The following is a 14,134-nucleotide window of genomic DNA, read 5'->3' on the forward strand; positions in this document are numbered from 1 at the left end:
GTGGTGGAAAGCCACGCGGCGTCATCTTTTTGATTGATTAACAGCACTTTACAGATCGTTGCTGGAGCGGGTAGCGGGAATCGAACCCGCGCGTTCAGCTTGGGAAGCTGACAGGCTACCATTACATCATACCCGCCCTGTAAGATGAAATAGCACCAGAACAACCAGACGTTCAACCCGGATCGCAACCAACTTTTTTCGGTTTCTTACTCGGTTCGGGCCCGCAGGCTGTCGATCAGGGACTGGTCGACATCCAAGGCGGCGCCTGCTGCCTCCAAAGTTCGGCGATCGAGATGCTGGGGGTTCAGATCCACCCCTTTTGAAAACGCGTCAACAATGGCCTTCATGGCTGTGATCCGCGCGTATTTCTTGTTGTTGGACGGGATCACGTGCCAAGGCGCAACTTCCGTCGACGTCCGCGCCAGCATTTCGTCCACGGCCACTTCAGCGACATCCCATTTTTCGCGGTTTCTGAAATCTTCGTAAGTCAGCTTCCAGCGTTTCATCGGATTGGTCAGACGCTCGGTAAAACGGCGCATCTGCTCTTCCTGTGAAATGTGGAAGAACAGTTTTACGATTCGAGTCCCGTCATCGACCAGCATTCGTTCGAAATCATTGATTTCCTGATAAGCGGCCCGCCAGCGTGTTTCCGGGGTCAGCTTTTCAATCCGCTCCACCAGAACCCGACCATACCAGCTGCGGTCGAAAGCGGAAATCGCTCCCGAAGGCGGCAGGCGTTCCCAGAACCGCAGCAGATAATGCCGGTTGAGATAATAGTTCCGGGGTGCGCCGATGGGCCAGACCTTGAAGCTGCGCGGGTCCAGGGCCTGACTGATCCTGCGAATGGTTCCGCCTTTTCCGGCAGCGTCCCACCCTTCGAACACCAACACACCTTTGAGCCCATGAAACAGATAGGCTTGCTGAATTCTGGCCAATCTTGTCTGCAATTCGACCAACTGACCAAAGTAGGCTTTTTTGTCCAGTTTCCTGGTCAGATCCGCATCCGAGAGTTTTGGGGGGTGATGTTTACTCATGCTGCCACCTGATCGATGCATCCTGGATCAGGATATCCTGAAGCCTTCTGCAAATTCGACATTGATCAGGGTCAAATGAAAAGGCCGGGCGCTGAGCCCGGCCTTTGCTGTCCGTGTCCTTCAGATCAGGCGCGGCGGCGACGGCCACCACCGCGACGGCCACCGGCGGCCCCAGCGGCGCCCGCCTCGTCCGGTGCTTTGTTGAACCGGATCCACTCACCGCCATGCGGGTCGTTGTTGGTCAGCAGGTTGGCGGCGCGAATGGCCTCCATTTCCTTACCGGCGCGCGGCTTGGTCGAGCCAAGACCGAACAGCTGGCAGAAGGTTTCATCATCCATGTCCGCAGGCAGAATGACACCCTTGGCTTCAATCTCAGCCTTTTTCTCTGCGATCTTCTTGGGCCCTACAGGCAACGCAACAGGGTTCATGATTGCCGAGGTCATGCCCGCACCCATCGCCATTGGAAGGAAAGCGTTGTTGATGCCGTGGCGATTTGGCAGGCCGAACGACACGTTGGACGCACCACAGGTGGTGTTTACGCCCAGCTCTTCGCGCAAGCGACGGACCAGCGCGAATACCTGCAGACCAGCAGTTGCCATCGCACCGATGGGCATGACCAGCGGGTCGACCACGATGTCATGCGCGGGAATGCCGAAATCAGCCGCGCGCTCGACAATCTTCTTGGCCACTTCGAAACGCACATCGGGATCTTCCGAAATACCCGTGTCGTCATTCGAGATCGCCACAACCGGTACGTTGTACTTCTTGACCAGCGGCAGAACCAGCTCCAGACGCTCTTCTTCTCCGGTGACCGAGTTCAGCAGAGGACGCCCTTCAGCCGCCTCAAGACCGGCCTCCAACGCACCCGGCACCGACGAGTCGATGCACAGCGGCACGTCAACCAGGCCCTGAACCAGTTCGACAATCTGGCGCATCAGCGGCGGCTCGGTCTCGTTCGGGTTGGGATTCGAGTTGTAGACAACGCCCGCATTGATATCCAGAACGGTCGCGCCAGCTGCCACCTGAGCCAAGGCGTCCTTTTCGACGGTCGAAAAATCGCCCGCTTCCAGCTCGGCGGCCAGTTTCTTGCGGCCTGTCGGGTTGATCCGCTCACCGATCACGCAGAACGGTTCGTCAAAGCCCAGGACGGCTGTTTTTGTTTTTGATTCTACGACTGTTCGGGTCATGTCCGTTCCTTAGGAGTTTACAGGCTTTGCCGAAGCGCTGCCGTTATTGATCGCCCAGTTGGCGTTGGTCTTGATCCCGCCCAGCGGGAAGAAGTGTACGTTGGTGATGTTGAAATCCGGGTTGGCCGCCTTGTGGTTGGCCAGTTCGGTCACGACATCGGTCGGCTCGTAGGGCAGCAACAGCTTGGAGACATCCATGGCACGCTTTTGCAGAACCTTCAGAGACGGGCCAACGCCACACGCGATGGCGAATTTGATCAGGGTTTGCAGCTTGGCCGGACCCGCGATTCCGATATGGATCGGCAGATCGATACCCGCTTCTTTCAGGCTGTCGGCCCAGGCGATGATCGGCTTGGCGTCAAAGGCGAACTGGGTTGCCAGCGCCATTTCGGCATCCGTGGTCTCGTTGAACTTCTGCTTCCAGCGCAACGCGTCATCGACATTCTTGGTCGAGCCGTCCGGGTCGATGTCCTTGTTGCCTTCGGGGTGGCCCGCCACGTGCAGGCGCTTGAAGCCCGCCTTGTCAAACAGACCGGTTTCAAGCAACTGCATCGAGCTGTCGAAATCGCCGAGCGGGTTGGCGACACCGCCGGCCAGCAACAACGCCTGTTCAACGCCTGCTTCGCCCTGGTACATGGCGATCCAGTTTTCCAACGTCGCCGCATCCTTGATGATCCGTGCCGGGAAGTGCGGCATGACAGGGTAACCTTCCGCCGCAATCCGCTTGGCGGTCTTTACCATGTCTTCGATCGGCGTGCCCTCGATATGGGCGATGTAAACGCGCGTCCCCTCGGGCAACAGCGCGCGGAAGTCATCGACCTTTTCGGCGGTACGCGGCATGACCTCGATCGAATAGCCCTGCAAAAAGGCTTCGACGGTCGGATTTACTGGGCCGTTTTCGACCGCATCACGTTTCTTGAAGTTCAGCAAAGCCATTTCGGCCTCCCATAAAGTCTGGGGCTCATGCCCAACCGTCATTGGCGATCAGCGCTTTGACGCGGTCCTGATCGTATTCCGTTTCCAGACGCACAGCTTCGGCTTCGGCGATCTCGGAAGGATCGCCTTCGACCGCGAAAGGTTCGGCTTTGCGCCATTCGGCCAGATAGGCATCACTGTCCTTGGCGTTCACCTTCATCGCGGCACGGTCGATGGCTTGTTCAAACCGTTCCTCCAACTGCCGCTTTGCGCCACGACGGCCTTTGCCGACGATGACCTGAGCGGGAATGTCGCGCCAATACACGATGGTGACGTCAGGCATTGCTGTGATTCCTCCTAACCCGATGGGCCGGTTCTAAACTTCAATGTAGGCCTGGGTCGGTCGATTTTCGACACACGGCGCTTTTCCAGCGACGTTTTTGCCCACGGTGGTGTATCGGGCTTGTAACCAGTTTTCCGGCAAACGCGCATATCATAATTCTCATCGTCACTATGAAAGCGCTGCATGAAAAAGAAAAACCCCGGACGGGAAAAACCGCCCGAGGCAAGAAGTGATGGATCAAATGGCCTTAGCCGACCAGACCGCCATCTTCGCGGGTAATGGCGACAATGGCCGAACGCGGCACCGAGTCACCGCCTTCAGGCCAGTGGCTGTTGCCTTTTTCGCCCGGGTGCTGAATGCCGACGAACATCGTACGACGGTCCGGCGACCAGCTGAGACCGGTGACCTCGCATCCATTCGGTCCAACCAGAAAGCGGCGGATTTCACCGGTGACAGGGTCACCTGCCAGCATCTGGTTGTTGCCCTGACCGGCAAAGTCACCTTCGTTGCCGTAATTGCCATCGGTCTGGATCCACAACAAGCCATTGCTGTCGAACTTCAAACCGTCGGGCGAGTTGAACATGTTGTCGGCGTTCACGTTCTCGGATCCGGCATAGGCGTCTTCGTGGACCGTGGGATTGCCTGCCAGCACGTACAGATCCCAGCCGAAGCCAGCCGCAGCATGATCGCCGCCATCCGGACGCCAGCGTAGGATCTGACCGTAATGGTTCTTGTCCCGCGGGTTCGGGCCGTTGGTCGAGGTATCGTCGCCCCCTGCATTCGGCTTGACGCCACGGTTCTTGTTGTTGGTCAGGCAACAGTAAACCTCGGGCGCGTTTGGATTGGCCGCGACCCACTCGGGACGATCCATGGTGGTTGCTCCAACCGCCGAACCAGCCTGACGGGTGTGGATGCAAACCTCGGCCTGCGATGCAAGCCCGGTGGTTTCAGGTGTCAGATCGAGCCACTCACCGGTTCCGTCGTCGTTGAACTTGGCAACCGAAAGTGTGCCTTTTTCCAACAGCGCGTTGGTATCCACACCAGCGGCATAAACCCCTTCCGAGACAAAGCGGTAAAGAAACTCGCCGCGTTCATCATCGCCCATGTAAACAACGACACGGCCGTCATTGTTCACTATGACTTCGGCGTTTTCGTGCTTGAAGCGTCCCAGTGCTGTCAGCTTGCGCGGTGTCGATGCCGGATCGGTCGGATCGATCTCGACGACATAACCGGCACGGTTTGGTTCATTGGGATTTTTGGACACGTCGAAACGGTCGTCGATCTTGGCCCAGCCATAGCCCCAATCGCTGGCCGATACGCCATAGCGTTTCAGTTCCGGGCTGGTCTCGTGGTTTTCATCCTCAGCCGAGAAGTAACCATTGAAGTTCTCTTCACAGGCCAGATACGAGCCCCACGGTGTCATGCCGTTTCCGCAATTGTTCCATGTTCCCTTGCACGTCGTGCCGGACGGATCGGCGGCGGTTTTCATCAAGTCATGGCCGGCGGCCGGACCCGTGATGGTCATTTCGGTCTGCGGTGTAACGCGGCGGTTATACGGGCTGTCCTTTACGATGCCCCAGTTGCCATCGGTGTTCGCGATTTCCACGATCGTGACACCATGCGCCATCATGCCCTTTGCGATGTCGTCATCGGATGCTGGCTTGGCGTCCGGATTGTTGCCCCAAAGAATGCCGCGGTTGGTATATTCGTTGTTCACCACCAGCAGAACATGGCCGTCGTGGAAAAACACATCCTGGCCATCCGTGTTGTCACCAAATGCGCGTTCCTGACTGGCCGCCGTGCCTCGGGTGTCATGATCGAATTCCGGAACGTCCGACCACAGCGGATCACCCCAGCGCACCATGACCTCGGCCTTGTAGCCCGAAGGCACAGTCACTTCGTCCGCCGTCGAAACCGGAATCGCCTCGAACGAGAAACGGTCCGCCGCCGCGCGGGCACCTGTCGGCAGAACCGAGCCGCCAACGGCAGCGAAACTGCCCATCGCCAGAACGCCCCCCATAAACCCGCGACGCGACAACGAACGCTCGACAACGCGGTCAAAGTCACATTCTTCGGGTCGTGGGCTTATGATTTCATCGTATTCATCAAAGGAAAGGGTGTGATCGTCTTTCATGGCAATCTCCATACCTGGCTGTAAGCTCGTAAAGAATCCCGCTGAGGGTTCCGTGGATGCCCATCGCACCCCAGTATGAACGGCACGTGACACGCGCGTTAATTTCAAACTTGAAATCACTTGCACGTCGGCGATCCCCCGCCTAGGGTCGGGGTAACTCGAAAATCGGAGGGCGTAACGATGGCGCCCAAGCGTCCCAAAGGTGCGGGCGCGTTCCCGAAAGCGGTCGAAAGCCCCGCGCCGGCAAGACCCGATCCGGATGCTCTTTATGCGGCACTGGATCTGGGGACAAATAGTTGCCGCATGTTGATAGCCCAGCCCAAGGGAAGTGGGTTTCATGTGGTCGACAGCTTCTCCAAATCCGTGCAGTTGGGCGCGGGTCTGGAACGCACCGGACGACTGTCGCGGGCGTCGATGTCGCGCACCGTTCAGGCATTGCGAATCTGTCAGCAAAAGCTGAAACGCAACAAGGTCAAACGGATGCGTCTGATCGCCACCGAGGCGTGCCGCCGCGCCAAGAACTCGCGCGAATTCATCCGGCAGGTGAAGCGCGAAACCGGGCTCACGCTTGAGATCATTCAGCCCGAGGAAGAAGCCCGTCTGGCGGTGATTTCCTGTGCCCCGCTGGTTTCGACCAAGACCGAGCAGTTGCTGGTCGTCGACATTGGAGGCGGTTCGACCGAATTGGTCTGGATCGACATCTCGTCCGTTCCACGCCGCGACCGACCCGCGGCCATCATGCGGCTGCATCACGGGTTTCACACTGTCGACAGCCCTTTTCCCGCGGCCAAGGTCGTTGACTGGATCAGCGTACCGCTGGGCGTCGCCACGCTGCGGGACCAGTTCAATGATGTCGAGGATGACGCCGCCCGTTTCGCGTTGATGAGTTGGTTTTTCGAGGAAAACCTTGCCGATTTTGCGCCCTACAAGGACGAACAGACGCGCGAAGGGTTTCAGATCGTCGGCACCAGCGGCACGGTCACCACTGTGGCGGCCTCGCATCTGGGCCTCAAGCGGTATGACCGGACCAAAGTGGACGGGCTGCGCATGACCAGCGATCAGATTGACAAAGTCATACGCGGGTATTTAGAACTCGGCCCTCATGGGCGGCGCCGGGACCCTCGCATCGGTGAAGACCGGCAAGCCCTGATCATGTCCGGTTCGGCCATATTGCAGGCTTTGCTTCGTTGCTGGCCCACTGACCGCCTTTCGGTGGCGGACCGGGGGCTGCGCGAAGGTCTGCTTTATGCACAGATGAGCGCGGACGGTGTATTAGAAGACGGACCGTTCTGATGGCGAAGACACCAAGTGGAAAAAACAATTCAGGCCGCGGACAGCGCGACCTGAAGGTCAAGGTCAAGACAGCGCGCGGGCGCAAGCTCAGCTCGACCCGCTGGCTCGAGCGGCAGTTGAACGATCCTTATGTAAAACGCGCTCAGGCCGATGGATATCGTGGGCGAGCGGCATATAAAATTCTGGAACTGGACGACAAATTCCGCTTTCTGGTGCCCGGCGCGCGCGTGGTGGATCTGGGTTGCGCGCCCGGTGGCTGGTGTCAGGTCGCCGTCAAGCGGGTGAACGCGCTGGGCGAGAAATCAGGCAAACGGATCGGATCGGTGCTGGGCATTGACCTGCAAGAGGTCGAACCGGTCGCCGGCGCCGAGATCCATGTGCTGGACTTCATGGAAGATGACGCCGACCAGAAGGTCAAAGACTGGCTGGACGGCAAGGCAGACGTCGTGATGTCGGATATGGCCGCGGCATCATCTGGTCACAAGCAGACCGATCACCTGCGAATCATGGCGCTGTGCGAAGCCGCAGCTTATTTCGCGTTTGACGTTCTGGAAGAAGGCGGAACCTTCGTCGCCAAAGTTCTGGCCGGTGGTGCTGAAGGCGATCTGCAAAAACTGCTGAAGCAGAAATTTCAGAAAGTTGCCAACGTCAAACCGCCTGCGTCACGCTCGGACAGTTCGGAAAAATTCGTTGTGGCAACAGGGTTTCGCGGCGATTCTTAATCATCCAACCGAATGCGAATTCCGCTCAGGCGTTGTTCGCGCAACGACGTGGCCGCCATGCCCTGCAACATCAATGTGTCACCATGGGTCAGGTATTCAGGTTCGCGGCTGCGCAACTCTTCAATACGTTGCGCCAACGAAATAGATCGTACACCCGTTGGTCTCTGCTTTGACACTTCAATGGACATCCGTCACCTCTGAACAGCACACCTGAAATGTTGTTAGCGGGGAATTTTGCCGCGAACATGGAGCAAATCGGGCACGTATATGCCGGTTCAGGGGCTGAGTTGTTGCGACAATTGCAGCAGGTTCGGATCATCCGGCAGCCTGTCCAGCGCCTCTTGCAGCACTATGCGCGCAGCTTCCGGACCGCGATTGATCTGCGCCAGTTGTACCAGCATCGGCCACGCCTCGGCCCGCTGCGGGTCCAGCGTCACAACTTCGCGAAAGGCCTGTTCAGCCGCAGGAGCATTGCGAAGCGTCAAAGCCATGCCCCCCAGTACAAGGTGGGTTTCCGGGGCATCCAGCCTATTCGAAATCGACTGCTGCCATTCCGACATGCCCTGCCCAAGCTTGGTCCGTTGCTCGGCCGTCAAACCCTGCGGCGGTATGCTCAGGAACTCTTTGGCGGCAGCGATGCGCACGTTTCGCAGAGGATCAGACAGCAACGGTTCGAGCCTGCGCACCTGATCTGCCGGGCTGGCCTGACGTTGCAGCGCCGCTGCATTCGCTCGTATCAGCGGGTCATCTTCCTGCAAAAGCGACGCTGTGACAGCGGCTATCTCTGGCGAGCCAAACGGCTGCATAAGATATGCGGCGGTTGCTCTTACGATCCCGGGCTGCGACGCATCCATTGCGACGGCAAGCAAACCCTCGGGCGTGTCGAGCTGCCTTTCGGCCGCAGCCTTGAAAACTGTCCCATAATGCGGGCGTCGATTTGGCGATTCCGGAAACCAGCCTTCAATCTGGCTTGCAGCCCAGGCCTGGTCCTGGTCTTGATGGCAGTCAGTGCAGGCATCAACGCCCAACCCAAGATCCGGTCGGGGTATGCGAAAGCTGTGATCGCGTCGACCGTCGACACCCATGTAGGTCCGCTGGATCATATGGCAGCTTTTGCATTGGGCCCCTTCCCCGCCTTCCAGGTGATTGTGATGCGCAGGCGTGTCATAGTCCTTTGCGGCAAGGGTGGCGAATTCCGGATTTCCGGCAGGCGAATGGCACTGGGTGCAAACCCCGTTTCCTTCGGCTTTCAATTCTGCGCTGTGCGGCTCGTGGCAGTTCATGCATCCGACGCCCTGCGCGTACATCTTGGATTGCAGGAACGAGCCGTAGACGTAAACCTCATCCAGTATCTGCCCGTCGGGATGATAGGTCCCGGGGCGCAGCACAGCCAGATTATACGCATCATGGTACGGAGTTCCCGGAACCGGGTTTCCGTTGCCATGCGCTTCGCGCCGGGAATGACATCCGGCGCATTGCTGTATTTCTTCTTCGGTCCGCCCCTTGCCCCAACTCAACAGAAAGCCGGCATTGCCCAGGCCATCTGAAGACCCCTGTTCCCGGACCCAATCGATATGAGCGGACCCCGGCCCGTGGCAGGCCTCGCACCCGACCCCGATTTCGGCCTGCTGAGACGTGTAGGATCTGGTTTGAGGATTGTAGTTCTTCTCAAAACCCGTGGCATGACATTCAGCGCAGCGCGCGTTCCAGTTCTTGTAGGGGCCTGTCCAATGCAACCCGTCATCAGGCGGCAGGTCCTGATCAGGGTACAGGTGATACCAGCGCTTTTGCTCTGTGTCCCAAACCACGTCGAAACTTTGCAAACGGCCCGGTTCGGTCTCGAAAAGGTATTGCTGCAAGGGTTCGATTCCAACGACGGAATGCACGTCATATTCCGTCGTCGCACCGTCTTTTTCCGTTACGCGGGCCGAGTACCTGCCTGCCTCACGTTTGAACTGGACGGACATACCGTCATGATCGAACCGGGTTCCGTCAAAATCGGCCGCAAGAGCGCCGTCAGTGGTATCTGTCCACGCCAGCGCATGATGTGACCCAGCCCAGGCTTCGGCTTCTTGCTGATGACAGTCAGTACACTGATCTGAGCCCACATATTCTGGGGTCTGCGCCTGAACTTCGCCAGCGATTGCAAGGCAGGCCAGTATCAGGGCAAATCTCATGCCGTTTCTCCTTCTGAGGCATTTTGCAGATCAATCAATGCACCATTGTATTCGGCCCCCAGAATCAGGATCGCGGAATAGAGATACAGGAAAATCAATGCCGCCATGGCCCCCGCCAATCCTGCATAGGTGGCGCTGTAGGTGGCGAACTGACTGATATAAATCGAAAACGCCCATCCACCGGCCGCCCACAAGGCCAAAGTCAGCAGGACGCCGGGCAGAATTTGCATCAGGCTGTGCCTGCGGGTCGGCAGCACGAGATGTGCCAGAAGAACGGTGCCCGCAGGAACCGCCACCGTGAACGTCCAGCGCAGGCGATCCACGGAAAACCAGTTGGCCACGGCAACTTCCGTGTGTTCGGCCACCAGTTTCGTATAGACCGGCAAAACCACCTCGACGGCGGCGATGATCAGAATGGCCGACCCACCCAGAATGACCAGCACCAGGCAGAGCAGCCGGGTTTTCCAGAACGGCCAACTGTCTTCGTCATGGTAGGCCTGGTTCATGGCTGCACGTACGGCAGCAACGCCGTTGGAAGCAAAATAGATCGCCAGCAAACCACCCAAGGTGATGACACCCGAACCGGATCCGGCAAGAACGGCCCGCAGTTCGGCCACGATGGGATCTGCGACATCCTTGGGCCACGCTCCGAAAATCAGGTCAATCAACTCATCCGTGACATAGCCTTGCGACAACGCCCCTGCCAGCGCCACGGTGAACAGCACAAAAGGAAACAGCGCCATCATCAGCGACATGGCCACATGGCTGCTCATGACAAAGCCGTTCTTTCTGCTGAACCGACGGATCGACAGCCAAAGCGCCTGAACAGGTCGGCCAAACAGGGGATTCGCGGCAGTGGTCATGCGGCAACCCTAACCTGCCGAAATGGAACACAGAACCCGTCATGAATATCTATTTGGAGAATGAGGGCCAACAAACGCCTGAACGCATTGCATAAACAAGACCTCGCGTGCAGGATTGGGTCGCGCAGGACGGGAAATGCGCCAGACACAGGATACCGAATGACCCCGGATCAAAAAGACATTACGGTTAGTCCCAGGCTTCGACTGTCTGTTGTCCGGGATACATGCATCATCGCGACGCTGATCGTGCTGGGCCTCTATGCCGGGGCAAACTTCCTGATCCCGCTTGCCATGGCGCTGCTGGTCAATGTTCTGATCATCGCGCTGAGCGATCGCGTCGTCGCCCTGACCCGCGCTCCGGTCTGGCTGGCCAATATTGCCGGTGTGACCGTCGTTCTGGCGGGTTTGTTCATGATCATGTACGTGCTGGGCAGTCAGGCGACGCAGTTTGCACGCTCGATCAGCACCTATGAAAACCAGTTTGATGGTGCCGTCGAGCGTGTAACGGGGCTGGTCGGCAACGACGTGACCACCTTCATTCGTGACAATCTGGTCAGTATCGACATGTCCTATGTCGCACGCGTATTGCTGGGCAGCGCCACCTCATTGTTGAACCAGTTCTTCCTGATCAGCCTTTATGTCGCCTTTCTGATGGCCGAACGACTGGCGTTTCGGAAAAAGATCCAACTGGCCGCCGGAGATCCTGTCGCCGCAGCCGAGTTTTCCGCCATGCTCGATGCGATTTCGGTCAGCTTGCAACGCTATGTCGGCGTCAAAACCCTGATCAGCCTGATAACGGCAACCATCAGCTATACGGTTTTCCGCTCGCTTGGTCTGGAATACGCGGAAACATGGGCCGTACTGACCTTTGCCCTGAACTTCATTCCTTCGATCGGTTCGATCATAGCGGTGTTTTTTCCGGCCATGATCGCACTTGTTCAATTCGAAACGATCATCCCCTTCCTGGTCATCGTGCTGGGATGTGGAACGATCCAATTCCTGATCGGCAATTTCCTTGATCCGGCCATGCTTGGCCGATCCCTGAACATGTCGACCTTTCTTGTCATTCTGGCCCTGACCTTCTGGACAACGGTCTGGGGCCTGATCGGAGCGTTTCTGAGTGTGCCTTTGACCGTATGCATCCTGATCGTTTTCAGCCACATCCCGGCCCTTCGGCCGGTTGCCATACTGATGTCTCTGGATGGCAGATTGGGCGAGGACAACAGTCAGGCCGCAGCAAGCTAGGTCATGAAGCGTCCCCTGTTCATCGGATCCGATATCTACCGCAACTCGACCTACGGTTCAAAACACCCGCTGGCCATCCCGCGGGTTTCAACCGTCATCGATCTGTGTCGCGAACTGGGATGGTTGACCTCCGAGAACTACCGCGTCAGCCCCTGCGCAAAGCCAAGTGTATTGGAAAGGTTTCATACGCCGGACTATATCGCCGCCCTGCAAAAGGCGGAAGCGGACCAGCATGTCACGGACGAAACACGGGATAAATACGGTTTGGGGACTCTGTCGAACCCGGTCTTCGCCGAGATGTATCGCCGGCCAGCAACCGCCGCCGGTGGTTCCATGCTGGCCGCCGAACTGATCCGGGATGGAGGGATCGTTTTCAACCCTGCGGGCGGCACCCACCATGGCCTTGCGGACCGGGCGAACGGGTTTTGCTATCTGAACGATCCGGTTCTGGCGATACAGACCCTATTGAACGCTGGCCTGGATCGCGTGGTCTATGTCGACATCGACGCCCATCATTGCGATGGGGTTGAACTTACGTTTCGCGGGTCGGACAGAGTCCGGATGATCTCGGTGCATGAAACGCGGCGGTGGCCGTTCACGGGCCAACTTGAGGAAGACGCCGGTGGCGCGGCCTTCAACCTGCCGGTTCCAAGACATCTGAATGACGAAGAATTCACCGCCATTCTGGATCAATTGATCCTGCCAGCCACCGAGGCGTTCAAACCGCAAGCGATTGTCCTGCAATGCGGGGCCGACGCCGTGGCCGAAGACCCGCTTTCGCGTTTGACCCTGTCCAACAACGCACATTGGCGAACGGTCGCGGCGCTGAAGCAGCTTTCGGCTCGTTTTCTGGTTCTGGGCGGCGGAGGGTACAACCCCTGGTCCGTAGGGCGATTGTGGAGCGGCGTTTGGGCCACCCTGAATGACTTTGAAGTTCCTGACACACTTGACGACGCTCCACAGAAAATCCTGCGGGATCTGACCTGGAGCAGGGCCGCAGGACAGGCGCCTCAACCCCACTGGCTGAACAGTTTGCGAGACGCGCCAAACCCCGGCCCCATACGACAGGAAGTGAAGGACGGTTTACGTCGCCTCACCGCCAGACATTGACAGTAGATCGGCCTTTCAAAGCCTGCTAACATTCCGACATTTCGGGATATTCCTGACCGACCCAACCCCTGTTCCGTCATCAATTCAATTCTTTCAGTTTGGCACCGATTGGACCACCTCCTATGAATGCACTTAATCAGATACTTGATCTCAAGGCCCGCATGAGCCAGTCCATCATCGGGCAAACCGAGGTCATCGACCGACTGCTGATCGGGATGCTGGCCAACGGAAACCTTCTGATCGAAGGTCTGCCCGGATTGGCCAAAACACGTGCAGTCAAGGCGATGGCACGCAATCTGGACGCAGAGTTCAGCAGGATCCAGTTCACGCCTGATCTGCTGCCTTCAGACGTGACGGGAACCGAGGTTTTTCAACAAACTGATGAGGGCGGCACCTTTCGCTTTGAACCCGGGCCGATCTTTGCCAACATCGTCCTCGCTGACGAGATCAACAGGGCACCGGCAAAGGTACAGGCCGCTTTGCTGGAAGCGATGGAAGAACGGCAGGTCACTGTATCCGGAACCACCCACAAGATGGAACCATTGTTCATCGTGATGGCAACCCAGAACCCCATTGAACAAGAAGGCACCTATCCCCTGCCCGAAGCGCAGATGGACCGGTTCCTGATGCATGTTCAGATCACCTATCCGCCGGTCGAAGACGAGGTTGAAGTGATCCGGCTGGTACGGGGCGAAGAGATCGCCGCCGGGAAAGGCGCGTCAAGCGAGCCACCACCGACGATCCCGCAGGACGCCGTTTTTGCAGCGCGTTCGGAAATCGGGCAGATCCATGTTTCGGATGCAATGGACCGGTATATGGCCGATCTGGTTCAGGCGACCCGGACGCCTGCGGCGTTCAGCGCAGAACTGGCCAGCTCGATCGAAATCGGTGCCAGCCCGCGTGCCTCATTGGCATTGGACAAATGCGGTCGGGCGCATGCGTGGATGAACCAGCGTGATTATGTGGACCCTGCGGATATTCGAGCCATAGCACATGACGTGTTCCGTCACCGCATCACGCTGAGCTTCGAGGCGCAGGGGAACGCCAAAACGGCAGATGACGTGATCGCGGAAATCCTGCGTCTCGTCGCGCTGCCCTGACGGTTCGGGTT

General features: G+C 58.1%; 13 protein-coding genes and 1 tRNA gene. 5 read left to right on the forward strand and 9 right to left on the reverse strand.

The window, feature by feature from the left end:
- Positions 1–62: 62 nt before the first annotated feature.
- The 6 genes from AC2FF8_RS01035 to AC2FF8_RS01060 form a co-directional block, all read right to left on the reverse strand.
- Positions 63–136, reverse strand: a tRNA-Gly gene (locus AC2FF8_RS01035).
- 70 nt (positions 137–206) lie between these two features.
- The gene (locus AC2FF8_RS01040; protein WP_496878708.1) at positions 207–1,034 is read right to left on the reverse strand and encodes a polyphosphate kinase 2 family protein; all 828 of its coding nucleotides are present in this window, start codon (positions 1,032–1,034) and stop codon (positions 207–209) included.
- Positions 1,035–1,159: 125 nt separating this feature from the next.
- Positions 1,160–2,221 carry a methyltetrahydrofolate cobalamin methyltransferase gene (locus AC2FF8_RS01045; RefSeq protein ID WP_170344199.1) on the reverse strand — a complete coding sequence of 354 codons (1,062 nt, stop codon included), beginning with the start codon at positions 2,219–2,221 and terminating at the stop codon, positions 1,160–1,162.
- A 9-nt stretch (positions 2,222–2,230) separates the two neighbouring features.
- Complete coding sequence (locus tag AC2FF8_RS01050; RefSeq protein ID WP_496878709.1) at positions 2,231–3,157, reverse strand: methylenetetrahydrofolate reductase; 927 nt, start codon at positions 3,155–3,157, stop codon at positions 2,231–2,233.
- A 25-nt stretch (positions 3,158–3,182) separates the two neighbouring features.
- Complete coding sequence (locus AC2FF8_RS01055; RefSeq protein ID WP_496878710.1) at positions 3,183–3,479, reverse strand: virulence factor; 297 nt, start codon at positions 3,477–3,479, stop codon at positions 3,183–3,185.
- Between the two features lie 247 nt (positions 3,480–3,726).
- Complete coding sequence (locus AC2FF8_RS01060; RefSeq protein ID WP_496878711.1) at positions 3,727–5,613, reverse strand: PhoX family protein; 1,887 nt, start codon at positions 5,611–5,613, stop codon at positions 3,727–3,729.
- Between the two features lie 180 nt (positions 5,614–5,793).
- Here AC2FF8_RS01060 and AC2FF8_RS01065 point away from each other — a divergent pair, with 180 nt between their 5' ends.
- Both AC2FF8_RS01065 and AC2FF8_RS01070 read left to right on the forward strand, forming a co-directional pair.
- Positions 5,794–6,906: a Ppx/GppA phosphatase family protein gene (locus AC2FF8_RS01065; protein ID WP_170344196.1), complete on the forward strand. Its 1,113-nt coding sequence runs from the start codon at positions 5,794–5,796 to the stop codon at positions 6,904–6,906.
- Positions 6,906–7,628 (forward strand): RlmE family RNA methyltransferase, encoded by a 723-nt coding sequence (locus AC2FF8_RS01070; RefSeq protein WP_170344195.1) that lies wholly within the window; start codon positions 6,906–6,908, stop codon positions 7,626–7,628. Before AC2FF8_RS01065 ends, AC2FF8_RS01070 begins: the two co-directional genes overlap by 1 nt.
- On the opposite strand, the gene AC2FF8_RS01075 is transcribed toward AC2FF8_RS01070, so the two are convergent.
- From AC2FF8_RS01075 to AC2FF8_RS01085, 3 genes are all read right to left on the reverse strand, one after another.
- A complete protein-coding gene (locus AC2FF8_RS01075) occupies positions 7,625–7,765 on the reverse strand; it encodes a hypothetical protein (protein ID WP_496878712.1) in 141 nt (46 codons plus the stop codon). The two genes, AC2FF8_RS01070 and AC2FF8_RS01075, sit on opposite strands and share 4 nt — an antisense overlap.
- A 138-nt stretch (positions 7,766–7,903) precedes the next feature.
- Entirely contained in the window at positions 7,904–9,805 is a 1,902-nt protein-coding gene (locus AC2FF8_RS01080; protein ID WP_496878713.1) for a cytochrome c3 family protein, read from the reverse strand.
- Complete coding sequence (locus AC2FF8_RS01085; RefSeq protein ID WP_257600769.1) at positions 9,802–10,668, reverse strand: YihY/virulence factor BrkB family protein; 867 nt, start codon at positions 10,666–10,668, stop codon at positions 9,802–9,804. The genes AC2FF8_RS01080 and AC2FF8_RS01085 overlap by 4 nt, the downstream gene beginning before the upstream one ends.
- Positions 10,669–10,827: 159 nt before the next feature.
- Between AC2FF8_RS01085 and AC2FF8_RS01090 the strand changes: the two genes are divergently transcribed.
- The 3 genes from AC2FF8_RS01090 (at position 10,828) to AC2FF8_RS01100 (ending at position 14,123) form a co-directional block, all read left to right on the forward strand.
- The gene (locus AC2FF8_RS01090) at positions 10,828–11,913 is read left to right on the forward strand and encodes an AI-2E family transporter (protein WP_425078297.1); all 1,086 of its coding nucleotides are present in this window, start codon (positions 10,828–10,830) and stop codon (positions 11,911–11,913) included.
- A gap of 3 nt (positions 11,914–11,916) precedes the next feature.
- The gene (locus tag AC2FF8_RS01095; RefSeq protein WP_496878714.1) at positions 11,917–13,023 is read left to right on the forward strand and encodes an acetoin utilization protein AcuC; all 1,107 of its coding nucleotides are present in this window, start codon (positions 11,917–11,919) and stop codon (positions 13,021–13,023) included.
- Between the two features lie 122 nt (positions 13,024–13,145).
- Complete coding sequence (locus AC2FF8_RS01100; RefSeq protein WP_496878715.1) at positions 13,146–14,123, forward strand: AAA family ATPase; 978 nt, start codon at positions 13,146–13,148, stop codon at positions 14,121–14,123.
- The last annotated feature ends 11 nt before the right edge of the window (positions 14,124–14,134 follow it).

The organism is Ruegeria sp. YTSA144, from assembly GCF_059610125.1.